The 25,444-nt window shown below is 71.4% G+C and carries 19 protein-coding genes; 14 read left to right on the top strand and 5 right to left on the bottom strand.

Annotated elements, in window-relative coordinates:
* Nucleotides 1–172 precede the first annotated feature (172 nt).
* Both AB0K14_RS30880 and AB0K14_RS30875 read right to left on the bottom strand, forming a co-directional pair.
* Nucleotides 173–1,483: an MFS transporter gene (locus AB0K14_RS30880; RefSeq protein ID WP_360456612.1), complete on the bottom strand. Its 1,311-nt coding sequence runs from the start codon at nt 1,481–1,483 to the stop codon at nt 173–175.
* The gene (locus AB0K14_RS30875) at nt 1,480–4,467 is read right to left on the bottom strand and encodes a carboxyl transferase domain-containing protein (protein ID WP_360456609.1); all 2,988 of its coding nucleotides are present in this window, start codon (nt 4,465–4,467) and stop codon (nt 1,480–1,482) included. The genes AB0K14_RS30880 and AB0K14_RS30875 overlap by 4 nt, the downstream gene beginning before the upstream one ends.
* A gap of 158 nt (nt 4,468–4,625) precedes the next feature.
* Here AB0K14_RS30875 and AB0K14_RS30870 point away from each other — a divergent pair, with 158 nt between their 5' ends.
* From AB0K14_RS30870 to AB0K14_RS30850, 5 genes are all read left to right on the top strand, one after another.
* Nucleotides 4,626–5,423, top strand: coding sequence for a sporulation protein (locus AB0K14_RS30870; protein WP_360456606.1), 798 nt, complete (start codon nt 4,626–4,628; stop codon nt 5,421–5,423).
* Nucleotides 5,424–5,576: 153 nt separating this feature from the next.
* Nucleotides 5,577–5,849, top strand: coding sequence for a GlsB/YeaQ/YmgE family stress response membrane protein (locus AB0K14_RS30865; protein WP_360456603.1), 273 nt, complete (start codon nt 5,577–5,579; stop codon nt 5,847–5,849).
* A gap of 160 nt (nt 5,850–6,009) precedes the next feature.
* A complete protein-coding gene (locus AB0K14_RS30860) occupies nt 6,010–6,816 on the top strand; it encodes a hypothetical protein (RefSeq protein WP_360456600.1) in 807 nt (268 codons plus the stop codon).
* Nucleotides 6,803–9,889: an ATP-binding protein gene (locus tag AB0K14_RS30855; protein WP_360456597.1), complete on the top strand. Its 3,087-nt coding sequence runs from the start codon at nt 6,803–6,805 to the stop codon at nt 9,887–9,889. The genes AB0K14_RS30860 and AB0K14_RS30855 overlap by 14 nt, the downstream gene beginning before the upstream one ends.
* On the top strand, nt 9,879–14,720 hold the full coding sequence (locus AB0K14_RS30850; protein ID WP_360456594.1) for a hypothetical protein: 4,842 nt from the start codon (nt 9,879–9,881) through the stop codon (nt 14,718–14,720). Before AB0K14_RS30855 ends, AB0K14_RS30850 begins: the two co-directional genes overlap by 11 nt.
* Nucleotides 14,721–14,758: 38 nt before the next feature.
* On the opposite strand, the gene AB0K14_RS30845 is transcribed toward AB0K14_RS30850, so the two are convergent.
* Nucleotides 14,759–15,307, bottom strand: a complete 549-nt coding sequence (locus tag AB0K14_RS30845) for a TetR/AcrR family transcriptional regulator (protein ID WP_360456816.1) — start codon at nt 15,305–15,307, stop codon at nt 14,759–14,761.
* A gap of 164 nt (nt 15,308–15,471) precedes the next feature.
* Here AB0K14_RS30845 and AB0K14_RS30840 point away from each other — a divergent pair, with 164 nt between their 5' ends.
* From AB0K14_RS30840 to AB0K14_RS30805, 8 genes are all read left to right on the top strand, one after another.
* Nucleotides 15,472–16,617 (top strand): acyl-CoA dehydrogenase family protein, encoded by a 1,146-nt coding sequence (locus AB0K14_RS30840; protein WP_360456591.1) that lies wholly within the window; start codon nt 15,472–15,474, stop codon nt 16,615–16,617.
* A gap of 16 nt (nt 16,618–16,633) precedes the next feature.
* Complete coding sequence (locus tag AB0K14_RS30835) at nt 16,634–17,836, top strand: acetyl-CoA C-acetyltransferase (protein ID WP_360456588.1); 1,203 nt, start codon at nt 16,634–16,636, stop codon at nt 17,834–17,836.
* Nucleotides 17,837–18,598: an SDR family oxidoreductase gene (locus tag AB0K14_RS30830; RefSeq protein WP_360456585.1), complete on the top strand. Its 762-nt coding sequence runs from the start codon at nt 17,837–17,839 to the stop codon at nt 18,596–18,598.
* A gap of 83 nt (nt 18,599–18,681) precedes the next feature.
* Nucleotides 18,682–19,866 (top strand): hypothetical protein, encoded by a 1,185-nt coding sequence (locus tag AB0K14_RS30825; RefSeq protein WP_360456582.1) that lies wholly within the window; start codon nt 18,682–18,684, stop codon nt 19,864–19,866.
* Nucleotides 19,863–21,329 carry a VWA domain-containing protein gene (locus tag AB0K14_RS30820; protein WP_360456580.1) on the top strand — a complete coding sequence of 489 codons (1,467 nt, stop codon included), beginning with the start codon at nt 19,863–19,865 and terminating at the stop codon, nt 21,327–21,329. The genes AB0K14_RS30825 and AB0K14_RS30820 overlap by 4 nt, the downstream gene beginning before the upstream one ends.
* Entirely contained in the window at nt 21,316–22,071 is a 756-nt protein-coding gene (locus tag AB0K14_RS30815) for a hypothetical protein (protein WP_360456577.1), read from the top strand. Before AB0K14_RS30820 ends, AB0K14_RS30815 begins: the two co-directional genes overlap by 14 nt.
* Before the next feature lie 22 nt (nt 22,072–22,093).
* Nucleotides 22,094–22,678, top strand: a complete 585-nt coding sequence (locus tag AB0K14_RS30810) for a TetR/AcrR family transcriptional regulator (protein WP_360456574.1) — start codon at nt 22,094–22,096, stop codon at nt 22,676–22,678.
* Nucleotides 22,675–23,238: a DinB family protein gene (locus AB0K14_RS30805; protein WP_360456571.1), complete on the top strand. Its 564-nt coding sequence runs from the start codon at nt 22,675–22,677 to the stop codon at nt 23,236–23,238. Before AB0K14_RS30810 ends, AB0K14_RS30805 begins: the two co-directional genes overlap by 4 nt.
* 64 nt (nt 23,239–23,302) lie before the next feature.
* Here the strand turns inward: AB0K14_RS30805 and AB0K14_RS30800 are convergent, their stop codons facing one another.
* Entirely contained in the window at nt 23,303–23,764 is a 462-nt protein-coding gene (locus AB0K14_RS30800; protein ID WP_360456568.1) for a MaoC family dehydratase, read from the bottom strand.
* Entirely contained in the window at nt 23,764–24,525 is a 762-nt protein-coding gene (fabG, locus tag AB0K14_RS30795) for a 3-oxoacyl-ACP reductase FabG (protein WP_360456565.1), read from the bottom strand. Before fabG ends, AB0K14_RS30800 begins: the two co-directional genes overlap by 1 nt.
* 105 nt (nt 24,526–24,630) lie before the next feature.
* Here fabG and AB0K14_RS30790 point away from each other — a divergent pair, with 105 nt between their 5' ends.
* The gene (locus AB0K14_RS30790) at nt 24,631–25,443 is read left to right on the top strand and encodes an SDR family NAD(P)-dependent oxidoreductase (protein ID WP_360456562.1); all 813 of its coding nucleotides are present in this window, start codon (nt 24,631–24,633) and stop codon (nt 25,441–25,443) included.
* Nucleotide 25,444: the final 1 nt, after the last annotated feature.

Raw genomic sequence — 25,444 nt, 5'->3', positions numbered from 1 at the left:
CACGGCAACGTACGGCAAGCGCGCAACGTTCCGCACGTCACCCGTTTGACAGTTCACTCCTGGTCGAAGCACACGCAGAGCGTGGTTACTCATAGTCACCTCGTGGTCGGTCGTGAGTCCCGGCGGAGGAAGGGGCCCCGTTGGGGATACCCCTTCCTCCGTGAGATCCCGGTCAGGGGCGGTGGGTCTCCCGCAGGCCTAGCACCGACGCCAGCGTCACCACGCCCATGACCAGCAGGAACGCCGACACCGACAGCGAGCTGCCGGTGGCCACCAGCAACGCGGTCATGATGACCGGGGTGCCGCCGCTGACCAGGATCGACGCCAACTGGTAGGCCAGCGACGCGCCCGAGTACCGCACCTGCGGCTCGAACAGCTCGGCCAGGTAGGCCGCCACCGGCCCGTAGACCAGGCTCGACCCGATGCCGGACACGGCCAGCGCGACGAAGATCAGCCCCAGCGACGCGGTGTCGATCAGCCAGAAGTACGGGAACGCCCACACGATCATCGCCACCGCGCCGGCCACGATCAGCGGACGCCTGCCGTGCCGGTCCGACCACCGCCCGGCCAGCAGGATCACCGGCACGCTGACCAGCGACGACAGCAGCGTCACCACCAGCACGGAGTTGCGCGCCAACCCCAGCTCGCGGGTCGCGTAGTCGAGCACGCCCGCGATGCTGACGTAGAACACCGCGTTGGAGGCGAACAGCAGCCCGGCGCCCAGCAGCACCGGCTTGCGGTGCGTCCGCAGCACCTCCCGCAACGGCGCGGCCGGCACGGCCGGACCCTCCGCGCGCCGCTGCTTGATCTCCCGGAACACCGGGCTGTCCTCCACTTTCAACTGGATGAACAGCACCACGGGGAACAGCAGCGCGCTCGCCAGGAACGGCACCCGCCACCCCCACGAGGCGAACTCGGCGGCCGGCACCACCGCGCCCACGACCAGGAACGCCACGTTGCCCAGGATCACGCCCAGCGGCACGCCCGCCTGGCCGAACGTCCCGGCGAACCCGCGCCGCTGCGGCCCCGCGGTCTCGGTCAGCAGCAGCACGACGCCGCCCCACTGCCCGCCCACCGCGATGCCCTGGAGGAACCGCAGCAGCACCAGCAGCACCGGCGCCAGCACGCCCAGCGTCGCGCTGGTCGGCAGCAGGCCGATCAGGAACGTCGCCGCGGCCATCAGCGCCAGGCACGTCACCAGCGCGGGCTTGCGGCCGAACTTGTCGCCGACGTGCCCGAACACCAGCCCGCCGACGGGTCGGGCGACGAACCCGGCCCAGAACGTGCTGAACGACAGCAGCAGGCCGACCAGCGGCGATGCCTCGGGGAAGAACAACTTCGGGAACACCAGCGCCGCGGCGGTCGCGTAGATGAAGAAGTCGTACCACTCAAGGCTGGAGCCGACGAGGCCGGCGGCCATGAGCTTGCGCAACGTGCGCCGCTCTGGGGGAGCGGTCGTGACCATGTGCTTGTTCCCTTTCACCAGGTGTCCACGAACGGGCGTTTCTTGCCGGTCCGGTCGGCGACGGGCGCGCCGTCCGGAGCGGTCAGCAGGGTGGTGATCCAGCGCCGGGTGTCCGCCGGGTCGATGACGTCGTCGATCTCGTAGGCCGACGCGACGTTGAGGGCCTTGCCGTGCTCGTAGGCGGCGGAGACCATCGCCTCGAACATCTCCTTGCGCTGCTCGGGGTCGTCGATGGCGTCCAGCTCGCGCCGGTACCCGAGCCGCACCGCGCCTTCCAGCCCCATCGGGCCGAACTCGCCGCTGGGCCACGACACCGCGAACAGCGGCACCTTCAAGCTGCCCGCCGCCATCGCCTGCGCGCCCAGCCCGTAGGCCTTGCGCAGCGCGACGAACCCGAACGGCACGTCGAGGTTCGCGCCGGTCACGAGCATCCGGGTCAGGTGCCGGACGGTCGCGGTGCGCTCGGCGTCCGGTCCGACCATGAACCCCGGCGTGTCGCACAGCGACACCACCGGCAGGTCGAACGCGTCGCACAGCTGGAGGAACCGGGCGGCCTTGTCCGCCGAGTCGGCGTCGATCGCGCCGCCGAGGTGGCCGGGGTCGTTCGCGATCAGGCCGAGCGGCCTGCCCTCGACCCGGACCAGCGCGGTGACGATGCCCCGGCCGAACTCCGGGCGCAGCTCCAGCACCGAGCCGGTGTCGGCGAGGGTCTGCACCACCGACCGCACGTCGTAGGCGCGGACCCGGTTCTCCGGCACGAGGTGGCGCAGCAGCCGCTGGTCGCCGCACTCCCACGTGTCGGTGCGCGTCCCGTCGGGGTGCCCCTGGAAGTACGACAGGTACTTCTTGGCCACCGCGACGGCCTCGGCCTCGTCGGACACGAGCACGTCGATCACGCCGTTGGGCACCTGCACGTCGACCGGCCCGATCTCCTCCGGCCGGAACACGCCGAGCCCGCCACCCTCGATCATCGCCGGGCCGCCCATGCCGATGGTCGCGTCACGGGTCGCGATGACCACGTCGCACGTGCCCAGCAGCACGGCGTTGCCGGCGAAGCAGCGGCCGGAGGCGATGCCCACCAGCGGCACGAGCCCGGAGAGCTTGGCGAACAGGTGGAACGCCAGGCAGTCCAGCCCGCTGACGCCGCCGTGGTCGGTGTCGCCCGGCCGGCCGCCACCGCCCTCGGCGAACAGCACCACCGGCAGCCGCCGCTGCTCGGCCAGGGCGAACATCCGGTCCTTCTTGGCGTGGTTGCGCAGGCCCTGCGTGCCCGCCATGACCGTGTAGTCGTAGGACATCGCGACGACCTGCCCGCCGTTGACCCGGCCGACGCCCGCGACCAGCCCGTCCGCCGGCGTGCGCTCGACCAGCTCGTCCAACGACCGGCGGCGGCGTTGCGCGGCGATGGTCAGCCCGCCGTACTCCACGAACTCGTCGCACAGGTCGGCGATGTTCTCCCGGACCGTGCGCCGACCGGCCGCGTGCCGCTTCGCCTCCGCCTCGGGGCGGGAGAAGTCGTGGCGCGCCAGCGTTTCGGCGAGGTCCGGTCGCACGTCCTCCAGGTCGACCTCGACGGACTTCTCCTCGACCGCGAGGTCCACGTTCTCGGCGAGCAACGCGCCCTCCGCGACCGTGTCGCCGACCTCGACCAGCACGCGGGCGTCGCCGATCGGCACGACGTGCTGCATCTTCATCGCTTCCACGACGACGGTGCCGGACTCGATGGCCACCACCGTTCCTTGCACGGGGGCGCGCGCTCCGGTGTCCTCACGCGGCAGTGAATCCACCAGACCGGTGTGCGCCTTCAGGACGTCCGGGTGGTCCAGGAGCCCGCGCAGGAAGCCGATGTTCGTCCTGGCACCGTCCACGGTGAACTCGTCCAGCGCACGGCGGGCACGGCGCAGCGCGGTGTCCAGGTCGTCGGCGTGCACCACGACCTTGGCCAGCAGCGGGTCGAAGCCGAGGCCCGCGCGGTAGCCGACCGACGCGTGCGTGTCGACCCGCACGCCCGGTCCGGTCGGCGGGACGAACGCCGACAACCGCCCCGTCGAGGTGAGGCTCACCCGCAGTTGCAGCGCGCTGCCGCGTGGCGTGTGCGTGAGGTCCGGCTCGACCTCGGCGGCCAGCAGCAGTTGGGCGCGCACCAGATCCAGCCCGGTGACCTGCTCGGTGACGGTGTGCTCGACCTGGAGCCGCGGGTTGGCCTCCAGGAACGCGAACCGGCCGTCCGGCGCGACCAGGAACTCGACCGTGCCCAGGCCGGTGTACCGGACGGCCCGCGCGATCGTGGCCGCCGCCTCGTGCAGCGCGGACCGCAGGTCGGGCGACAGGTCGGGGGCGGGCGCGACCTCGACCAGCTTCTGGTGCCGGACCTGCAACGAGCAGTCGCGGTCGCCGAGCACCGTCGTGCCGACCAGCTGCACCTCGACGTGCCTGGCCGGTTCGAGCAGCTCCTCGACGAACACGGTGTCGTCGCCGAACGCGGCCAGCGCCTCCGCCCGGCACCGCTGCACCGCGGCGGCCAGGTCGGCGAGCCGCCGCACCACCCGCACGCCCTTGCCGCCGCCACCGGCCACGGCCTTGACCACCACCGCGCCGTGCGCGCGGAAGAAGTCCTCGAACCCGTCCTCGGCGCCCGCGAGCACCGGCACGCCCACCTCGGCGGCCAGGGCGCGGGCCCGGCTCTTGTCGCCGAGCAGTTCCAGCACCTCGGGCGGTGGTCCGACGAAGGTCAGCCCGGCCTCGGCGCAGCGGCGGGCGAACGTGGCGTTCTCGGCCAGGAACCCGTAGCCGGGGTGCACCAGGTCGCACCCGTCCGCGGCCGCCAGCACGGCGTCCACGTCCAGGTAGGAGCCTTGCAACCGGACCGCGCGGTCGGCGAACCGGCCGTGCGCGTCGTCGGAGTCGGTGACCAGGGCGACGGTCCGCCAGCCGAGGTCGGCGGCGGCGCGCAGCACCCGGACGGCGATCTCTCCCCGGTTGGCGACGAGCAGCGTGGGCACTTGACCTCCTGAGCGACCGCTTAGTATGTGACCGCGGTCGCATACTTGCACCCGGGCTCGGCGTTCGTCCAGAGGGAACCGATGCACCAGTCGCGGCGTCCTTGGGACAAACCCGGTTCAAAGGGCGTGACCGGAGAAGCAGGCCAGGAGGCACCACCGTGGTTTTCAAGAGGATGTTGCGCGCGTTCGGAGTCGGCGGTCCGTCGGTGGACACCGTGCTGACCAACCCGAACACCCGGCCGGGCGAGCTGATCACCGGCGAGGTGCGCATCGCGGGCGGCGAGCACGCCGCCGACATCGACGAGGTCAAGCTCTCGCTGGTCACCCGGGTCGAGGTGGAGAGCGGTGACAACGAGCACAACCGCAACGTCGAGTTCGCGCGGGTCGTGGTCGGTCAGCGGATCACCGTCGCGCCGGGGCAGAACCTGGTGCTGCCGTTCCAGTTCCCCGTGCCGCTGGAGACGCCGCTGACCGTCGTGCACGGCCAGCACCTGCACGGCATGACGATGGGCCTGCGCACGGAGCTGGAGGTGCGCGGCGCGGTCGACCCCGGCGACCTCGACCCGGTGGCCGTGCACCCGATCCGTTCCCAGGAGCACGTGCTCAACGCGTTCGGCGCGATCGGGTTCCGCTTCCAGCGTGCCGACAACGAGTCCGGGCGCATCCACGGCGTGCCGCAGCAGCTGCCGTTCTACCAGGAGATCGAGTTCCTGCCGCCGGCGCAGTTCCTGGCCAAGGTCAGCCAGCTGGAGCTGACCTTCGTGACCGACCCGCACCGGCTGTACGTGGTGCTGGAGGCGGACCGCCGCGGCGGGATGTTCCGGGCGGGCGGCGACTCGTTCGGCCACTTCGCGATGTCCCACGATGAGGTGATCCGCACGGACTGGGCGGCGCTGCTGCACCAGTGGATGGATCAGGTCGCGGGCAGGCGGTCCTCCCGCGGTTTCGGCCACTAGGAAGCCGCCGCGGAGGTCGCCACGGGCGGGTAATCGAAGGCAAACCGAGTTGTCGCTGGAGCTGCGGCCGGCGTGATCGGTGCGATGATGATGCGCGAGGCCCTCGTACGGATCGGGGACTTCTTCGAAGGCGACTAATCCGCAGGAGGCATCGTGGGCATCGGCGGTGTGATCAGCGCTCTGATCGTGGGTCTCATCATCGGTTTGCTGGGCAAGCTGGTGGCGCCGGGCAAGCAGGCCATCCCCATCTGGCTGACGCTCATCGTCGGCATCGTGGCGGCGTTCCTGGGCACGTTCGTCGCCCGGGCTTTCGGCGTGGAGGACACGCCCGGCATCGACTGGATCGAGGTCATCGTGCAGGTGATCATCGCCGCCATCGGCGTCAGCCTCGTCGCGGGCTTCTACGGCAAGAAATCCGTGCGCTAGGTCCGACCTGACGAGCAGGGCCTGCCGGACGTTCCGGCAGGCCCTGCTCGCTGTGGTCGCACGGCCCGTGCCTTAGACCGTTCGGGTGGGGTCAGGTAACGGAGTGTGGTCGACCTCCGAAGGTGTCCATAATTGAGGTGACACCTGATCGGAGTTCGTAGTGACAGATGTGGTCGGCGTGCACGGCGTGGGTTGGCAGTTCGAGAGCCGGGCCAAGATGATCGAGCTCTGGCGCAGCCACATCGCGGCCGGCCTGCACAACGAGCGCAGCCCGAAGCACGACGTGTTCACCTTCGAAGCGGCCTACTACGGACACCTCTACACCGCGGCCGCCGGGCACAAGGGCGCCGCGCCCGGACCGGCGGACTTCGACGAGTTCGAGGAGTCCTTCCTGCTGGAACTGGCCGGGGAACCGCCGGCGGGCGGCAAGGCGTACCTGCCCGGCGGGGTGCAGTGGGCGGTCCGGGCGCTGGAGTCGACGGACTACTTCGCCGGGCTCGGCCACCTCGCGATCCGCAGGTTCGTCAAGCAGGTCGGCCGCTACTTCGCCGACGCGGAGCTGCACCTCGGCGCCCGGACCGAGGTCCTGAACGCGCTGAAGACCGGCCCGACGGTGGTGGTCGCGCACTCGCTGGGCAGCGTGATCGCCTACGACGTGCTGCGGGACGAGCCGGGCATCGAGGTCGACACCCTCGTCACGGTCGGTTCACCGCTGGGGCTGCGCGCCGTGCGCGAACGGCTCGGCACCTCGGCGGACGCCGAGGCCAACCGGCTGCCGAACGTGCGGCGGTGGGTCAACGTCGCGGCCACCGAGGACGCCGTGGCGCTGGTCAAGGAGCTCAAGCCGTTCTACGGCGCGGACGTCGTCGACAAGCGGGTCCACAACTCCCGGATGAAGGCCCACCTGGCGGTGCGCTACCTCGCCGCAGTCCACACCAGTCAGGCGATCGCGGATGCCCTCGCCTGACCGCGTCTTCTTCCTGGCCGGGGTCGGTACCTACAACGACAGCAAGCACAACCTCCCGCTGGTGCCCGAGGAACTCCGGGAGATGCGCGAGGTGCTGACGTTCCTCGGTTTCCAGGACGGTGCGCCGCACCTGGCCGACCAGCCCGACATCGACCCGCACGACCTCAAGGACGCCCTGTACGACTGGGTCCGCCTGCGGGCGGAGGAGCAGGAGCAGGACGGCGGCGAGCTCCGGGAGCCGCCGTCGGTGTTCATCTACGTCACCGGCCACGGCTACCAGCCGGAGGAGTCGCCGACCGAGTGGTTCCTCACCGGTCGCGAGTACGACCCGGACACGCACAAGGGATTGTTGCGGTCGGGCGATCTGATCCGGCCGTTCGTCAAGAAGACGGGAATCGTCGACGAGGTCATGCTGGTGCTCGACTCGTGCATGTCCGAGGGGGGTTCCGTCGATGCCATGGACCAGGTCCACAACGAGTGGGAGGGCGTCGCGGGGAGCCTGCGGCTGTGGATCCTGTCGTCGTCCTACCGCGAGCAGCTCGCCGGTCAGACGACCTTCGTGCAGGCGTTCCGCCACGCGGCCCTGAACGGCGGCCGCAGCCGGGAGCACCTGCCGGTGAAGGAGCTGTGCGGTCGGATCAACCAGTCGTTATCGAGGCAACAGCAGGCCACCGCGCTGTCCACGTCGAGGACAGGGCCTGGACGGGTGCTGCCCAACCCGTCGCACATGCCGCAGCAGCCACCGGACTGGCTGTCCGGCGAGTGGCACGAGTGGAGCGCGGTCGCACGTGGTCTGCGCGCCGTCGACCAGGCCGGGTGGTTCTTCACCGGGCGCGACGACGTGCTGGTGGACCTGGTCGCGGTGCTCGACCCGGACGAGATGCGCCCGGCGCCGCACCTCGTGGTCGGCGGGATGGGCTCGGGCAAGTCGGCCCTGCTGGGCAGGCTGGTGCTGGCCGGGATGCCGGGTAGCAGGATGCCGCCCATCGCCCGCCACGGCCACCTGCCGCGGCCCGGGGCGGTCCAAGCCGCGTTGCGCATCCGCGAGCCGTGGTCGGTCGACGACATCGCCACCCGCCTCGCCGACCAGCTCGGGGTCCAGGCGGGAACCCCCGCGCAACTGCTGGCCGCGCTCGCCGGGCGTCCCGGCCCGATCGGGATCGTGCTGGACGACGTCGACCGGTGCGAGCAGCCCGAGGAACTGACCGCAGCGCTCATCGCACCGCTCGCCGCGACCGGCGTGGTCCGCCTCGTCATGAGCGCGCGGCAACCCGTTGAGCTGGGCCGGACCGTCCGAGTGGTGGACCTCGACTCCGCGCACCCGGCCGACGTCCGGGAGCTGGCGGACTACCTGGTGTTCAGGGCCACCAGGACCGACGGCGCGCCCCTCGCCGGTCGGGAGGACGAGGTGCGCAGCGTGACTCTCTGGGTCGCGCCCATGTGCGCCTCGAACTTCGGCATCGCCGCGTTGGTCGCGAACGACCTGATCGGCCCTCAGACCCACAAGCGGTGGGTGAACGAGACCAGCGCGAAGTGGCGCAAGCGGGTCGGCGAGCTGGTCTTCGGTTTGTTCCGGCAGGCGGTGGAGAACGTCGTGCCGGAGTACTCGACCCTGTTCGCACCGCTGCGGTTGGACGGCCACGAGTGGTTGCCCGAGTCGCTGTGGATCGATCTGGCCGCCGCGCCGGGCGTGCACCGGCATACCCCGGCGGAGATCGAGGCGGTGGCCGCAGCCGCCGGGGCGCTGCTGGACCGCAAGGTCGTCGACGGCCAGAGGTGGTGGCGCCTGCGCGTGCCGCCGCCCTCGCTGGACTGGCCGGTGCAGGACGTCACGAACCTGCTGCTGGCCGTCGTGCCCACGGCGCGCGGTCGGCGGCAGTGGTCGGCGGCGCACCCGGAGCTGGCGCGCCTGCTGGTGCGGTCGGCCGCGTCCGACGCCACCACGCTGGAAACTGTGCTGGCGGACCAGGAACTGCTCGTCAACACCCTTCCGGTGCCGATCGTGGGCGACGACGACAAGCGGGTCCCCAAGCCGGGCATACGCACGAAGGCGCTGCTGGAGGCGTGGCACTCGCTGCACGTGGGTGCCATGACCACCGAGGCCAAGCGGCTGGTGCTCACCCTGCTGGTCGGGTGGCGCAAGCTGGACATCGAGCGGGTGGATGTGGGCGGGTCGTCCGCCCGCGTCGACTGGGCGGTCCAGACCGACCCCGTCCACGGCGCGATCGTGCAGCTCGCGGTGAACCGCCACACCGCCGTCGCCGGCCACGACGACGGGTCCGCCACCCTGTGGTCGCTGTCCCCGCACGGAGGCCCGCGGAAGCTCGCGGCGGACGAGGGCGAGCACCTGGTGAGCGCCCTGGCGGTGGCGCCGTCGGACGAACCGCTGGCCGTGGTGGCGCGGCGCGGCGGGCGGGTCACCGTCGTCGCCGCCGACGGGGGCGACCTGCCCCCGGTCAAGGGCGGCACGATCGAGTCGATGGCGTTCGCCGACGCGACCACGGTCGCGTTCACCCACCAGTCGAGCCTGTCCTACCTCGACGTCGAGACGGGGGTGACGCGGCGGGCGTGGGCTCCCGTCACGTTGAAGCTGGACCGCGTCGCGGTGGGCACGCCCGAACGGCCCGCGCTGGTGGTCGGCACGAGGAGCGGGGACGTGCTGGTGCGCGACCACGCCCGCCAGACCGTGACCGGTGTGCTGCACCGGGGTGAGGAGGCGATCACCGCCCTGTGCACGTCGCCCGATGGCGACACCGTCGCGGTGGTCGGCGCGGGCGGTGCGCTGACCGTGCACCGGTTGTCCACCCACGAACAGGTGGCCCGGCTGTCGATCAACCACCCGGCCCGGGTCGCGGTCAGCGACCGCTGGTTGCTCGTGGCGGAGGGTGGCCGCCGGCCGAGCCTGGTCGTGCACGACCTGGACGACCGGGCGGCACGGGTGCTGGAACTCGTGCTGCCCAACGAACTGACCGGGGTCGGCTTCGTCGACGACGGCACGGTCGTGCTGGCCGCGTCCGACGGTATGGCCCACCTGACCCTCGACCGTGCTCCTGGAGGAACCGATGAAGGCTGACGAGCGCTGCGTCGAGCGCAACACGCTGGTGATGACCCTGGTTGCGGTGCGCCGGGCGATCGCCGCGAACGACGACGGCCTGCTGGTGGCCTCGGCCTCGCGACTGGTGAGCTGGGTGGACGCGCACTCGGTCGAGGGCCTGGTGCCGCCGAACTGGTTGGCGGAGCTGCCGGACGGCAAGCGGCTGGGCTACGCCCTGCTCGACGCCGCAACCCTGCCGGGTGGCCCGATCGACCCGACCTCGTTATCGGCGGTCGAGGAGGCCTCCGAACTCGTCGAGCGGGTGTTCGCGCAGTGGACCGCCGACCGCTCGATCACCGCGACGTGTCTGCCGGTCGGTATCACGGAGCAGGCGTCGGGCCAGGTGGTGTCGCTGGGCGTCGACCTGGCGGTCACCGACGAGCCGAAGGCGGCCGCGCCGGGGTTCGGGCCGAAGGCGGTCGCCGCGGTCGAGGCGGCCCGTGCCGCCGTGGCGGACCTGCTCGACCTGCTCGGGCACAGCGCCGAGGTCGGCGTCGGGCTGGCACTGAAGGGCGACCCGTTCGGCGCGGACCTGGACGACGGGCAACTCGCACTGCCCGTCGCACTGGGCGCGTTGGCGCACTTCCTGCCGTGGAGCGGGTCCCGCGTCGAGGTGGTCGCCGCCGGCGCGCTGGTCGACGGCGTGTTCGCGGCGCTCTCGGCCGAGGAGGTGAAGCGGCGTCGCGATGCGGCGGCCGACCTCGGCCTGGACCTGCTGGTCCCGGTGGCGGAGGGCTGGCAGCGGTGGCACCCGGGGCAGGACGAGCCCGTGGTGGTCGGGACGGGTGACCTGAGCCTGGAGGCGGCGGCCGGCGTGCTGTGGGGGGAGCAGTGGGCCGAGTGGGCCGCCAAGCGCCGCACGAAGGTGCTCGAACGCCTGCGCTTCACCCTGGTGGACCTCGACACCGAGGACCGTGACCAGGCCGTCCGGGACACCAGGATCGAGCAGGTCGATCACGTCGAGGCGATGTTCACGGCCAGGCCGAACGCCACCGTCATGCTCGGCGGACCCACCAGCACCGGCAAGTCCACGATCATCCGGATGGTGGCGAAGGCGTTGCGCGCCAAGGGCTGGAAGGTCGTCGCGGTGTCGCCGTCCAGCGGCCGGCTGCCCGACGAGGACCTCATCGTGCAGGTGGCGCGGACCGTCCTGCTCGGCGGCGACGCCGAGCACCACGTGCTGGTGCTGGAGAACATCATCCCGGTCGGCGAGGCGCAGGACGCCGACGTGGACACCCTGCTGCGCGACGTGAGCGCGCGTCTGAGCAGCGGCCGTCGGACCATCGGTGTGCTCGCGGCGTTGCAGTACGAGATCCGGGCGGCGACCTGGAGGACCGACGAGACCTCGGTGACGCACGCGGTCGTGGGGCAGCCCCGCACGCTCAAGTTCGCCATGCAGCTGATCGACCACAACGAGGAGCTCCTCGGCGGCGCGCGACCGCACCTGGCCGACCTCGTCCGGAAGTACCACCGGGACCTGCGGCGGCTGACCAACGCCATGGTCGCCGCGGCGAAGGCCGGTTCGGGCCGCCCGGCGGGCGACGACCTCGACGCGACGATCAGCGGGCTGGGCGAGAACGAGCTCGACGCGCTGCGCAAGCTCGCCGCCGTGTCCCTGCTGAACAACGAGGTGTACCCGAAGAACCTGTGGCCGCTCGACGAGCGGGAGGACGTGCTGAGGGCGGTGGGCGCGGTGCGGTCCACCCGGCGCAACGGGTGGCGGCTGGCCAGCCCGGACCTGTGCCGGGACATCCTCAACCACAGCCCGAACCGGCGTGGCGCCCGGGATCGGCCGGACGACGACGCGATCCGCGAGGTGGTCCTGCCCGTGGTGAGCCTGGAACTCGAACACGTGATGAAGCAGCAGCCCGGCCACGTCGTCACGTTCCTGAGGTGCTGCCGCCACGCCGACGAGACCGCGTTCCGCAAGCTGCTGGAGGAGAACAGGTTCAAGGAGAACTTCGGGCCGTGGCTGGAGCAGGCGTCGGTGACGGCGATCGCCGAGCTGGTCCTGGTCGGTGACGGGATGATGCCGCACGACCTGCAGTACAAGCTGGCGCAGAAACTGGCCAACCGGTGCGGCGAGCTGCCCGGGACCAGCGTCGGCGACATGCAGCTGGTGCTCCGGGCGCTGTGGCGCGTCCGCCCGGACGTGCAGGCGGAGCTGAACGGCAGCCTGGAGGGGCTGGTCACCGAGCTGCGCCGGTTGTTCGACTCGGTGGAGGAGCGGCGCGGCCGGGGCGCCCACCGCCTGCTGGACCAGCTGCTGCGGTTCCAGGAACCGGCGTTCAACGTCCTGGTGGCCGAGCGCGGGCTGGCCGTGCTGCAAGGGCTCAACCCGAACGTCGTCCAGGACTACGGCACGGCGCGCCGGGTCGACCGGCTGGTGAAGAAGGCGGGTCGGCGGGCGGACATCGAGGTGCACCACACCGCCGAGGAGCCGTCCGTGCGCAAGCTCCTCGACCACCGGGTGCCCGCCCGCAGCGGCCTGCCGCTCATCCTGGCCTGGTTGACGCTCAAGCTCGGGCTGGAGGACATCCAGGACTGGGACGTCTGGCTGCGCGAGCACAGCCAGACCATCGCGAGCTCGTTGCAGCACACCGACGTGCAGGAGTTGCGTTACGCCGTCGCCGACCTGCACGCCGCCGAGCCCGCGTTCTGCATCAAGCTGCTGAACTCCGTGCAACACCTCAACGCCAGCCTGCGCACCCTCATCGGCAAGAACGCCCTGGCGATGGAGGCGGCGCTGCTGCTCCAGACGCTCACCAACCGCCATGCCAAGCTGGCGTTCGAGGTGCTGTACCAGGACACCTCCGCCGCGAACGGGTACGGCAACGCCACGCCGCGCAGGACGCTCGCGCAGGAGCTGGCGGCCGTGATCGTCGGCACCGGGGACAACAAGGGTGCCGGGATGCTGCTGGCAGCCGCCTACCAACTCGACGACTGGAAGGGCAACCCGGCCACGGGGTTCGCGCACGAGCTGGCCGAGCAGCTCGGCGAGGAGTGGTTCCTCGACCAGGTCACGAACGACGTGCGGCCGTCGGTGGTGAGCCACCTGATCAAGGGCATGTGGCAGGCGCGCACCACGTTCGCCGACCGCGTCCTCGACGCCGCGGTCGAGTCGGTGGCGAACTCCATCCGCACCACCCTCCGGCCGTGGGGGCCGCAGCTGGCGCTGATCATCGCGGACGACCCCGAGGTGGCCCGCGAGTTCCTCGACCGCCTGCGGTCCGAGGTGCGCGTCGCCCGGATCGTGGAGGGGATGACCAAGGCGGGCTCGACCGACGCCAGGACCTTCTTCCACCGCCTGGGGCGGATCCTGCACCCCGACGCGGCGCAGCTCTACCTCGGCCAGTACCGCCAGGACGGCGTGTCGCTGCGCGGCGCGGTCAACGCGGCGCTGAACTACGTCCTGGAGGTCAGCCGAACCCTGGCCGTGGCCGGTGCCCCGGAGACCTCCAGTGCCGTGTTCAAGTCCGCGCGGGACCTCAACGCCAAGAAGTTCAAGTCGCAGTTGAGGGCGTCCATGACGCCCGGCGAGCTGGCCGAGTCGATCCGGCTGATGATGCGGCTCGACCCGGGCTTCACCGCCACCGAGGTCGAGGAGCTCGCCCGCAGGACCGGGCAGTACCCCGACCACGGCGAGCGCAGCGTGCTCGCCGACCGGATGCGGTTCGCGAGCGAGGACCACCTCGGCGCGGCCAACCTCATGGACGCCGTGGAGCAGGCGGTCGGGGGCGCCGGCAAGCGGCTGTTGAAGCTCGCGCTCGACGACCGACCCAGGTGGAGGTGGTTCACCAGCGAGGTCCAGAACCTGCAGAACCCCACCCAGCAGTGGACCGTGGCCCGGCACCTGCACGCGGTCGGCCTGAGGCACGGCGCGCCGCAGACCGCCTGGATGGAGAGGGCGTTCGACCTCCGGCTGAAGTCCATGCCGTCGTTGCGCGGCCCCCGGTTCGTGACCGAGGTGCTGAGGATGTCGCGCCTGTGGGACGAGGACTGGGCGCGGCGGGCCGCCCTGCGCGTCGACACCGAGCGGATCGCCACCCGGCTCAAGCACATGCTCCCGACCGACCTCAGGGCGCTGCCGGGGCTACTGACCATGCTGGTGGCCTGCGACGCCGAGCACATGGCCGACCCGATCGTCGCGGTCGTCCAGGACGCGGACCCCAACCGCCTCGTGCACCGCCTCGACCTCAACGCGGCGCCCCGCTTGGTGCTGTGGCTGCAACGCCACGGCTACGAGCACGCCGACATCGCCGCCGCCCTCGCCCGGGCGATCGGCACGGCGGTCGAGCGGTTCCCGGTCCGGGACGAGGCCGAGCACTGGGTGCAGGTCGGGTGGGCCGCGGCGGCGGTGCGCCGGGTGGGCGCCACCGGCGAGATCCCGCAGGTCGAGCCGCCGTTGCCGACCAACCGCGTGTTCGCGGCGCAGATCTCCTGGGGCATGACGTGCCTGCCCTCCCAGCCGTGGACCAGGATGCAGCTCAAGCAGTCGCTGGACCAGCTGGTGGCGAAGGCACCGGCTTCGCCGAGCGAGGCGTTCTACACGCTGGTGGCGGCGTCGGCGGCCAACCGCACCCGGGAGTTCGTCGCCGAGGGTGACTGGTCGGTGCTGGCCCGGATGACCATCGGCCAGCTGGACGAGCTGCAGTGGATCGGCGGTCGCGACCCGCTCATCGCGGCACTGCTGCGCCGGCACGGCGACGCGGTCACCGAGCGCATCCAGCTGATGACCACGTCGTTCGACGACCGCGCCGAGGGAGTGGAGGAGTGGTTCTCCGGCCGGGACCTCGACGACCTGGGCTGACTGCGGGCGGTGAGGACGGTCAGGCGGGCGGAGGACGGTCAGCCGTTGTCGGCGCCGACCATGCGCAGCACCAGGTCGGCGTAGAGGTCGCCGATCTCCGCGGGCGTGCGGCGGCCTCCCGGCTGGTACCAGCGGGCCACGTCGATGCACAGCGACAGCACCGCCAGGGCCGCCCCGCGCACGTCCGGCACGTCGAACGCGCCCGCCGCGACACCGGCCTCGACCATCCCGCGCACCGCGGCCTCGATCCGCCTGCGCAGCTCCACCACGTCGGCCAGGTGCTCGGGCGTCAGCGCGCTCAGCTCGTACTGCACGACCCGCGCGGTCGTGTGGTACTCGGCGTGCCACGACGCGAACGCCCGCACCGCCGCCGCCAACCGCCGCGTCGGGTCCACCTCGGACACACCCGTCAGCACCGACAGCGAGGTCGCGTGCCCGATGCGCGAGATCTGGAACAGCAGTTCCTCTTTGGACCGGTAGTGGATGTAGACCGCCGCGGGTGACATGCCGGCCTGCGCCGCGATGTCACGGGTGGTGGTCGCGTGGTAGCCGCGCACCGAGAACGCGGCGGCGGCGGCGATCAGCATCCGACGGGCCGCCGGGGGCGTGACCTCGGACCACGTCTCATCCAGGAGCGCGAACTCCCCACGGGTTGTCCTCACAGCCGCCCTCCTTGACACGAGCCCGAACGATACCGCAGGCTAAGCACACGCTTAGACCTAAGCAACCGCTTAGTATGGAGGATCTGAGAGTGCGCCGCACGCTGTTCGAACCCGACCACGAAGCGTTCCGCGAGACCGCGCAGGCGTTCTGCGACCGCACCCTCCGCCCGAACTACGAGCGGTTCGTCGAGCAGCGCCACATCGACCGCGACGTGTGGCTGGAAGCCGGCAAGCAGGGCCTGCTCGGCCTGGAGGTCCCCGAGGAGCACGGCGGCAGCGGTGCCGGTGACTACCGGTTCAACGCCGTGCTCGGCGAGGAGCTGTCCAAGGTCAGCGCCGGCATGTCCTCCTGCCTGGGCATCCACGGCGACGTCGTCGCCCCCTACCTGGTCGACCTGTGCACCGAGGAGCAGAAGCAGCGCTGGCTGCCCCGGTTCTGCTCGGGCGAGATGACGACCGGCATCGGCATGACCGAGCCCTCCGGCGGCTCCGACCTGGCGGCGCTCAAGAGCAACGCGGTCCGCGACGGCGACGACTGGATCCTCAACGGCTCGAAGACGTTCATCACCAACGGCTTCTCCGCCGACATGATCGTGGTCGCCGCCCGCACCAGCCCGGAGAAGAAGGCCAGGGGCATCACCCTGTTCGCGGTCGAGACCGGCATGAAGGGCTTCGAGCGCGGCCGCAAGCTGGACAAGGTCGGCCAGCCCGAGTCCGACACCGCCGAGCTGTTCTTCGAGGACGTCCGGATCCCGGCGGAGAACGTCATCGGCGAGGTCGACCGTGGCTTCATCTACATGATGGAACGGCTGCCGCAGGAACGCCTCGGCGGCGCGATCTCCAACCTGGCCCACGCCAAGCAGATCCTGCTGGAGACCATCGGGTACGCCAAGGAGCGCAAGGCGTTCGGCCAGGCGATCGGCTCGTTCCAGCACAACAAGTTCACCCTCGCCGAGCTGGTCACCAAGATCGACGTGACGCAGGCGTTCCTGGACCAGTGCACCGACGCGCACACCCGGCGCGAGCTGACCGCCGTGGACGCGGCGAAGGCCAAGTACTGGAGCGCGGACGTGCAGAACGACGTCATCGACGCGTGCGTGCAGCTGCACGGCGGCTACGGCTACATGACCGAGTACCGCGTGGCGCGCGCCTGGATGGACGCCCGCGTGACCCGGATCTGGGCCGGCTCTAACGAGATCATGAAGGAACTCATCGGCCGCGACCTCGGCCTCTAGACACAGGAGCACCGCCATGCCCGAGGCTGTCATCGTCGCCACCTCGCGTTCCCCGATCGGCCGGGCGCGCAAGGGGTCGCTGGTCGACCTGCGCCCGGACGACCTGGCCGCGCAGGTCGTCGCCGCCGCGCTGGACCAGGTCCCCGAGCTGGACCGGGGGGAGATCACCGACCTGCACCTGGGTTGCGCCGAACCGCAGGACGAGCACGGCCAGAACGTGGCCCGCCGCATCGCCGTGCAACTCGGCCTGGACACCCTGCCCGGCACCACCGTCAACCGCTTCTGCGCCTCCTCGGTGCAGACCGCGCGGATGGCGTTCCACGCGATCAAGGCGGGCGAGGGCCACGCGTTCATCAGCGCGGGCGTCGAGTGCGTCTCGCGCTACCGCCACGGCGACCCGCACCTCAACCCGCTGTTCGACGAGGCACGCGCACGCACGCAGCGCACCGCCGAGACCAACGAGCCGTGGCACGACCCGCGCGAGGACGGCGTGCTGCCGGACTACTACATCTCGATGGGCCAGACCGCCGAGAACGTCGCGACGACGCTCGGCATCAGCCGCCGCGACCAGGACGAGTTCGGCGTCCGCTCGCACAACCTGGCCGAGAAGGCCATCGCGGACGGCTTCTTCGCCCGCGAGATCACCCCGGTGACGCTCCCGGACGGCACGGTCGTCTCCACCGACGACGGACCCCGCAAGGGCGTCACCTACGACGCCGTGTCGGCGCTCAACCCGTCGTTCCGGCCGCAGGGGACCGTCACGCCCGGCAACTGCTGCCCCCTCAACGACGGCGCGGCCGCCGTGGTCGTCATGAGCGACGTGCGCGCCGAGGAACTCGGGCTGACCCCGTTGGCGCGGATCGTGTCCACCGGCGTGTCCGGTCTCTCGCCGGAGATCATGGGCCTCGGCCCGGTCGACGCCACCAGGCAGGCGCTCGCGCACGCGAACCTGACCATCGACGACATCGACCTGGTCGAGATCAACGAGGCGTTCGCGGTGCAGGTGCTGGGCAGCCAGCGCGCGCTCGGCATCGACATGGAGAAGCTGAACGTGCACGGCGGCGCGATCGCGCTGGGCCACCCGTTCGGCTCCACCGGCGCCCGCATCATGACCACCCTGATCAACGGGATGCGCTCGCGCGACGCGCAGTTCGGGCTGGAGACGATGTGCGTCGGCGGCGGTCAGGGCATGGCGATCATCCTGGAGAGGTTGAGCTGAATGGGAATCCTGGACAAGTTCCGGTTGGACGGGCAGGTCGCGATCGTCACCGGCGCGTCCTCGGGGCTGGGTGTGGCGTTCGCCAAGGGCCTCGCCGAGGCGGGCGCGGACGTGGTGCTCGCCGCCCGGCGGGTGGACCGGCTCAAGGACACCGCGCGGCTGGTGGAGGACACCGGTCGGCGCGCGCTGGTCGTGCAGGCCGACGTGGCGCAGCCGGACGACTGCCGTGAGGTGGCCCGTGCCGCGGCCGAGTTCGGCCCGGTGCACGTGCTGGTGAACAACGCCGGCGTGGCGTCGGCGGTGCCCGCGTCCCGGGAGACGCCGGAGCAGTTCCTCGGTGTCATGGACGTCAACCTCAACGGCACCTACTGGATGGCGCAGGCGGCCGCGGCCGTGATGACCGGTGGTGGGTCGATCATCAACGTCTCCAGCGTGCTCGGCCTGGTGTCCGGCGGGCTGCCGCAGGCGGCGTACTCCGCGTCGAAGGCGGGCGTGATCGGCCTGACCCGCGACCTGGCGCAGCAGTGGACGGGCCGCAAGGGCATCCGGGTCAACGCGATCGCGCCCGGCTACTTCGCCTCCGAGATGACCGACCAGTACCCCGAGGGCTACCTCGAAGCGCACATCTCGAAGCTGCCGATGGGCCGGGTGGGCGATCCGGAGGAGCTGGCGGCGGCGGTCGTGTTCCTCGCTTCGGCCGCGGGCGGCTACACCACCGGCACGACGTTCGTCATCGACGGCGGCGTGACGCTGGGCGGCTGAACTCCCGACTTGTAACCCACCGCGGCGGCACGGCGATCTAGCCTCGTAGGCAGGGAAGATCGCCGTCCGCCCCGGGGGAGTCCGTGGTCGCGAAGAGTTCGACCGAAGAACCCGCATTGGTGATCCTCGACCCGCCGCGGTCGGTGTTCCGGCGCAAGCGCTTCCTGTTGCCGTTCGGCGTGTCGGCGGGCATCGCGCTGGTGGGCGCCGTCGCGCTGTTCGCCTCGGGTGTGATCGCGCTGCCGTTCCAGGGCATCACGATCGTGCGCGCGATGATGGCCTCCAAGGTCGAGTTCTTCTCCGACAACGAGGTCCGCCGCATCCTGATGGCCAACGGCGTGCAGGTGCACCTGACCGACTCCGGCGGCTCGCAGGAGATACCCAGGACCGAAGAGGCGGCCGCGTTCGACTTCGTCATGCCCTCGGGCCAGCTGACCGCGCGGCAGATCCACGACAAGGTGGGCGGCACGCCGTTCTACCCCTTCACCACGCCGCTGGTCATCGCCGCGTTCCGCGACTACGCCGAAGCGCTGGACCGGCAGGACGTGGCGGACCCGCAGCCGGGGGAGGACAAGCTCTACTACACGCTGAAGATGCCGGAGTTCGTCGGCCTCACCCTGGACGGCACGACCTGGAAGGACCTGTCGGAGGACGGGCTGACCAACGCCAACCGGATCATCGCCCAGTCGCCGGACCCGTGCCGGGCCTACTCGGGCGCGGCCTACCTCGCGCTGGTCGCGTTCGCCGCCAACGGCCGGAACGTGCCGACCGCGGCCGACGCCAAGGCGGTCGGCGCGCGGATCAAGCCGCTGTTCGAGGTCGAGGGGCAGTTCGGCGCGGGCATCGGTCGCACGTTCTTCGGCCCGGACGGGCGCACGTTCGCCCCCGTGGGCGTCATCTACGAACACCAGTACCTGGCCTACCAGATCCGCACCAAGGAGCGGACCGGGTCGGTCGACCCCGACCGGGTGCTGCTCTACCCCGACGCCCACCACCACGCGGAGCCCTGGCTGATCGCGTTCAGCGAGGCGGGGGAGAAGGTCGGCCGGCTGTTGCAGGAGAACACCGACCTCCAGCGGCGCGCGTTGGAGCTCGGTTTCCGCCTCGGTCGGGCGGGCAGCGCTTCGGTGGGCACGGTGCTGACCGAACGCGGTATCGACGTGCCGGACCCCGGCGCGGGCGACACGGAGGCGTTCCTGCCCAAGTCCGAGGACCTGACCACGATGATCGCGGAGGTCGGCCGCTGCCCGGGTGGTGTGCCGCTGTGAGGGCCGGCCTGGCCGCGTTGTCGGTGGCCGCCCTGGTCCTGGCCGGCTGCACGTCCGGCACGCCCGAACCGGTCACGCTGACCGTGCTGGCCAGTTCGGAGCTGGCGGACCTCGCGCCCGTGCTGGCCGACCTGCGCCGCGACACCGGGGTGGAGCTGAAGCTCGACCGGCGCGGCACGGTGCGGGCGAGCGACGAGCTGGCCGCGGGCGTGGACCACGACCTGGCCTGGCTGGCCACGAACCGGTACCTGAGGCTGAAGTCCGCCGACCTGCCGCTGTCCACCAGCACGATGCTCTCGCCGCTGGTGCTGGGCGTGAAGCAGGGCCAGGCGGACGCGCTGCGCGGTGCGTCGTGGGCCGACGTGGCGGGCCGTGCGGCGGCGGGGGAGCTGCGGTTCGGGATGGCCGACCCGAGGGTGTCCGGCAGCGGGATGGCGGCGTTGATCGGCGTGGCCACGGCCGCGGCCGGCACCGGTGCGGCGTTGCGCGCCGAGGACGTCACCTGCGACAAGCTCCAGGGCTTCCTCACCGGACGGGTGTTCGGCGCGGACGGCGCGGCGGAGGTCGTCGACGAGTACGTGAAGCGGCAGGACGAGGTGGACGCCGTGGTGACCTACGAGTCGACCGTGCTGTCGCTGAACGCGTCCGGGCAGCTGCGCGAGCCGCTGGAGGTGGTGTACCCGCGCGACGGGATCGTGCTGTCCGACTACCCGTTGATGCTGCTCAAGCCGGACAAGCGGGCCGTGTACGACCGGGTGGTGCAGTGGCTGCGCACGCCGTCGGCCCAGCGGTCGATCATGGAACGCACCCACCGCCGGCCCGTCGACCCGCAGGTCGAGCGCACCGACGGGTTGCGCGAGCCGATCGGCACCGCGCTGTACTTCCCGGGCACGCAGCAGGTCGTGGACACCCTGCTCGCCGCCTACGACCGGGCCGGTCGGTCCGGCCGGGTGGTGTTCGTGCTGGACCACTCCACGTCCATGGCGGGCGCGCGGATCGCCGGGCTGCGCGAGGCGTTCGCGACGTTGAGCCGGGCCGGCGGGTTCGACCGGTTCCGGCTGGGGGAGACGGTCGTGCTGGTGCGGTTCGCGGGGACCGTGCTGGAGGAGCGTTCCGTCGTCATCGGCAGTGCCGCGGACCTGGAGGGGTTGGCCACCGCGTTGACGACGGCGGAGTTGGCCGAGACCGGCACCGCGATCTGGTCGGCGCTCGACCACGCCTACCGGGTCGTCGGCGAGGGCACGGTGGTGCTGATGACCGACGGCGAGAACAACGCGGGCATGAGCGCGGACGAGTTCCTGGCCGCGTGGCCGGCCCCGCCCGCGCGCACGTACGCGATCCGGTTCGGCGAGGCCGACCCGGTGGAGCTGGACCGGGTGGCGAGGGCGACCGGCGGCCGGGTGGTGGACGCCACCACCGGGTCCCTCCTGGAGGCGGTGAAGGAGATCCGTGGCTGTCGATAGAGGACTGTGGTGGTCGGTGTGGTGGCCGTGGGCGGTCGTGTGGATCGTGACCGCGCTGGCGATCGTCGTGGCCATCGGCGTCGGCCTGTGGGCGTGGCGGTCGCGGCACCGGTTCGCGCCGCCGCGCGAGGTGCCCGGGCTGACCATCTACCTGCACGAGAAGTCCGTGATGGACCTCTACCAGGTCGGGCGGTACGGCGACGCGATGACCAAGGAGGTGGTGGACCGGGTCGGCGTCACCAAGGACGGCAAGATCGCGTTGAAGGGCCTCGACCTGGGCGTGGAGGGCGCGCGGACGTCCGGGCGCGAGGTGGTGAAGACCTATATCGAGCAGTACGAGCCGATCGCGGTGGTCGGCGTGCTGCTGGACGCGCTGGAGTCCGCGTCCGGGGTCGTGCACGTCGACCTGCGCGACCTGACCGTGCTGCGGAACACGGCGTTGGAGCAGCACCTGGAGGCGACCGACGCGGTGCGGCTGCGTCGGATCGACTCGTACGTGTCGGTGAAGGGCGTGTTCCGGGTGGCGTCCGACGGCGACGGCACCACGGTGTTCCTGGCCCCGTTCGGCGACCCGGACGACCCCGAGCAGGGGCCGCAGGTGCGGGTCGAGTGCTACAACGCCGGTCTGCGCGACGACGTCGTGCCCGAGGGCGGCTTCCAGGCGCGGTGCCTGGGCAAGGTCCAGTCGTGGAAGGCGGACGCCCAGCAGCTCGTCATCCGCCCGATCGCGATGTTCCAGTGATCGGGCGTGCGATGCTTGGCCCATGGCATCGGTACCGGAGCGGCTGATCGACGCCGCGACGCGGTTGTTCGCCGACAGGGGCTTCGACCGGGTCGCGGTGCAGGACATCGTGGACCTCGCCGGCGTCACCAAGGGCGCCATGTACCACTACTTCGGGTCCAAGGACGACCTGCTGCACGAGATCTACGGCAGCCTGCTGCGGATGCAGACCGAGCGGCTGGACCACTTCGCGTCCGGGTCCGCGCCGGTCGCCGAGCGGTTGCACGCGGCGGCGGTCGACGTCGTGGTCACGTCGGTGGACAACTTCGACCAGGCGCGGGTGTACTTCCGCTCGGCCGACCACCTGGCCGAGGACAAGCGGCGGGAGATGCGGGTGGAGCGGCGGCGCTACCACGAGCGGTTCCGCTCGCTGGTGGAGGAGGGGCAGGCGCAGGGCGTGTTCCGCGCCGACGTGCCCGCGGACCTGACCGTGCACTACTTCTTCGGCAGCGTCCACCACCTCGGTCAGTGGTACAGCGCCGACGGGCCGCTGTCGGCGAAGCAGGTGGGCCGTCACTTCGCCGACCTGCTGCTCGCGTCCTTGCGTCCTGTGGAGGGTTCGTCATGAAGTCAGACCTGCACCGCTACCTGCGCACGGCGCGCGAGGCGATGCTGTGGAAGCTGGACGGCCTGTCGTCCCACGACGCGCGGCGGCCGTTGACGCCGACCGGCACGAACCTGTTGGGCCTGGTCAAGCACCTGGCCGCGATGGAGATCGGCTACTTCGCCGAGACGTTCGCCAGGCCGTTCGGCGAGCGGTTCGAGTGGATGGGCGCCGACGCCGAGCCCAACGCGGACATGTGGGCGACGGCGGAGGAGTCCCGTGAGGACATCGTCGACCTCTACCGACGGGCCTGTGCGCACGCGGACGCGACGATCGACGCGCTGGACCTCGACTCGACCGGCGAGGTGCCGTGGTGGGGGCCGCAGCGCCGGGGCGTCACGCTGCACCTGGTCCTGATCCACATGATCGCGGAGACCAACCGCCACGCGGGCCACGCCGACATCGTCCGCGAGCTGGTCGACGGCGCGTCGGGCCTGCGCCCGGACAACGACAACATGCCGTCGGTGGACTGGGAGACCTACCGCGCCAAGCTGGAACGCGTGGCGAGCGAAGCAGCCGACTGAGCCCGGGGCGATCACCGACAGCAACGGGCACGACGCCAGGACGACGCCGTGCCCGCCGGTGTTGTCAGGCGGCCGGTACCAGCAGCACCACGGTCTCGGCCACGCACGCGGGCTTCGGGTTGCCCTCGATCTCGACGGTCACCCTCACCACCGCCTGCTTGCCCTGCGCCACGTCGGTGGTCTCGGCCAGCTCGGCGCCGGCCCGCACCCGCGACCCGACGACCACGGGGCTGGGGAAGCGCACCTTGTTCAGCCCGTAGTTCACGCCCATGGACAGGCCCTGCACCGTGTAGATGTCCCGCACCAGCATCGGGATCAGCGACAACGTCAGGAACCCGTGCGCGACCGGCGCGCCGAACGGCCCGGCGGCGGCCTTCTCCAGGTCCACGTGGATCCACTGGTGGTCGCTGGTGGCGTCGGCGAACAGGTTGATCTCCGCCTGCGTGATCTCGTGCCACTCGCCGTGACCGAGGTGCTCGCCCTTGGCCGCCGCCAGCTCGTCGAGGTTCGCGAATACCCGCATCATCAGTCCTTCGGTCCGCCGGCGACGTAGATGACCTGACCGGACACGAACCCGGCGCCCTCGCTGACCAGGAACGACGCCGTGTGCGCGATGTCCTCGGGGGTGCCGACGCGCTGCACCGGGATCGCCGCCGCCGCACCCTTCTTGAAGTCCTCGAAGTCGATGCCGACCCGGGCCGCCGTCGCGGCGGTCATGTCGGTCGCGATGAACCCCGGCGCGATCGCGTTCACCGTCACGTTGAACTTGCCGAGCTCGATCGCCAACGTCTTGGTGAAGCCCTGCAGGCCCGCCTTGGCCGCCGCGTAGTTCGCCTGACCGCGGTTGCCCAGCGCCGACGTGCTGGACAGGTTGACGATGCGACCCCAGTTCGCCGCCGTCTGGAACTTCTGCACCGCCCGGCTCATCAGGAACGAGCCGCGCAGGTGGACGTTGATCACCGCGTCCCAGTCGTCGTCGGTCATCTTGAACAGCAGGTTGTCCCGGAGGATGCCCGCGTTGTTGACCAGGACGGTCGGCGCGCCGAGCTCGTCGGCGACCCGCTGCACGGCCGCGTCGACCGCCGCGCTGTCGCTGACGTCGACACCCACCGCGATCGCGGTCCCGCCGGAGGCCTTGATCCTCTCCACGGCCTCGGCGCAGCTCTCCTCGTTGAGGTCGAGCAGCGCGACGGCCATGCCGTCCTGCGCGAGCCGCGTGGCTACGGCGGCGCCGATGCCGCGTGCGGCACCGGTGACGATGGCCACCCGTGCGTCCGTCTCGGCCACGGTCAGTCCTCCTTGATCTGCGGGCCTAAGCAACCGCTTAGTAACCTACCGGCGAGGTCGCCTTGACGCCAGAGCGCGTCGGGGGAACCATACCGACTGGTCGGAATGTCAGCCAGAGGAGGCGCGGTGGAGTTCTCGGGCAAGGTCGCACTGGTCACCGGAGCCGCGAACGGCATCGGGGCGGGGGTGGCGCGCCGACTCGCCGCCGCGGGCGCCTCGGTCGTGGTCGCCGACGTGGACGACGCGCGGGGCCAGGCCGTCGCCGACGAGGTGGACGGCGTGTTCGCGCACTGCGACGTCCGGGACCCGCGGCAGAGCGAGGCCGCGGTGGCGACGGCGGTGGAGCGGTTCGGCGGGCTGGACGTCGCCGTGCTCAACGCGGGCATCGCCACGGGGTTCGGGCTGGGTGACGACTTCGACGCCGAGCGGTACCGCACGGTCATGGGCATCAACCTCGACGGTGTCGTGTACGGCGTGCACGCGGCGCTGCCCGAGCTGCGCAAGCGCGGTGGGCGCATCGTCGCCACCGCCAGCATGGCAGGCCTCATGGCCATGCCCATGGATCCCCTCTACGGCGCGAACAAGGCCGCCGTCGTCGGCCTGGTCCGCGGCCTGGGCCCCGGGCTCGCCGCGGAGGGCGTCACCGTCAACGCCGTGTGCCCGTCGTTCGCCGACACCGCCATCATCACCGGCTTCAAGTCCACGTTGGAAGCCGCCGGGATGCCGGTGATGAGCGTGGACGACGTCGTCGACGCGTTCGTCTCCGTGTTGCGCGACGGCAAACCCGGTGAATGCTGGTTCGTGCAGGCCGGGCGACCCAGCGCGCCGTTCGCCTTCCCCAACCCGCCCGGCCCGCGCACCGCCACCGGCGAACGCGTGCGGCTCGACCACGACCCGATCGCCACCAAGGAGAGCTGAC

The organism is Actinosynnema sp. NPDC050801 (genome assembly GCF_040673975.1).
Classification (GTDB): domain Bacteria; phylum Actinomycetota; class Actinomycetes; order Mycobacteriales; family Pseudonocardiaceae; genus Actinosynnema.
This window is presented reverse-complemented; position numbering and strand designations above follow the sequence as displayed.

Excerpts from the sequence above, each read along its gene's own strand:
- AB0K14_RS30855 (WP_360456597.1), top strand. The coding sequence starts at position 6,803 with ATGCCCTCGCCTGACCGCGTCTTCTTCCTGGCCGGGGTCGGTACCTAC.
- AB0K14_RS30850 (WP_360456594.1), top strand. The coding sequence starts at position 9,879 with ATGAAGGCTGACGAGCGCTGCGTCGAGCGCAACACGCTGGTGATGACC.
- AB0K14_RS30845 (WP_360456816.1), bottom strand. The coding sequence starts at position 15,307 with ATGCTGATCGCCGCCGCCGCCGCGTTCTCGGTGCGCGGCTACCACGCG.
- AB0K14_RS30835 (WP_360456588.1), top strand. The coding sequence starts at position 16,634 with ATGCCCGAGGCTGTCATCGTCGCCACCTCGCGTTCCCCGATCGGCCGG.
- AB0K14_RS30830 (WP_360456585.1), top strand. The coding sequence starts at position 17,837 with ATGGGAATCCTGGACAAGTTCCGGTTGGACGGGCAGGTCGCGATCGTC.
- AB0K14_RS30810 (WP_360456574.1), top strand. The coding sequence starts at position 22,094 with ATGGCATCGGTACCGGAGCGGCTGATCGACGCCGCGACGCGGTTGTTC.
- AB0K14_RS30805 (WP_360456571.1), top strand. The coding sequence starts at position 22,675 with ATGAAGTCAGACCTGCACCGCTACCTGCGCACGGCGCGCGAGGCGATG.
- AB0K14_RS30800 (WP_360456568.1), bottom strand. The coding sequence starts at position 23,764 with ATGATGCGGGTATTCGCGAACCTCGACGAGCTGGCGGCGGCCAAGGGC.
- AB0K14_RS30790 (WP_360456562.1), top strand. The coding sequence starts at position 24,631 with ATGTCAGCCAGAGGAGGCGCGGTGGAGTTCTCGGGCAAGGTCGCACTG.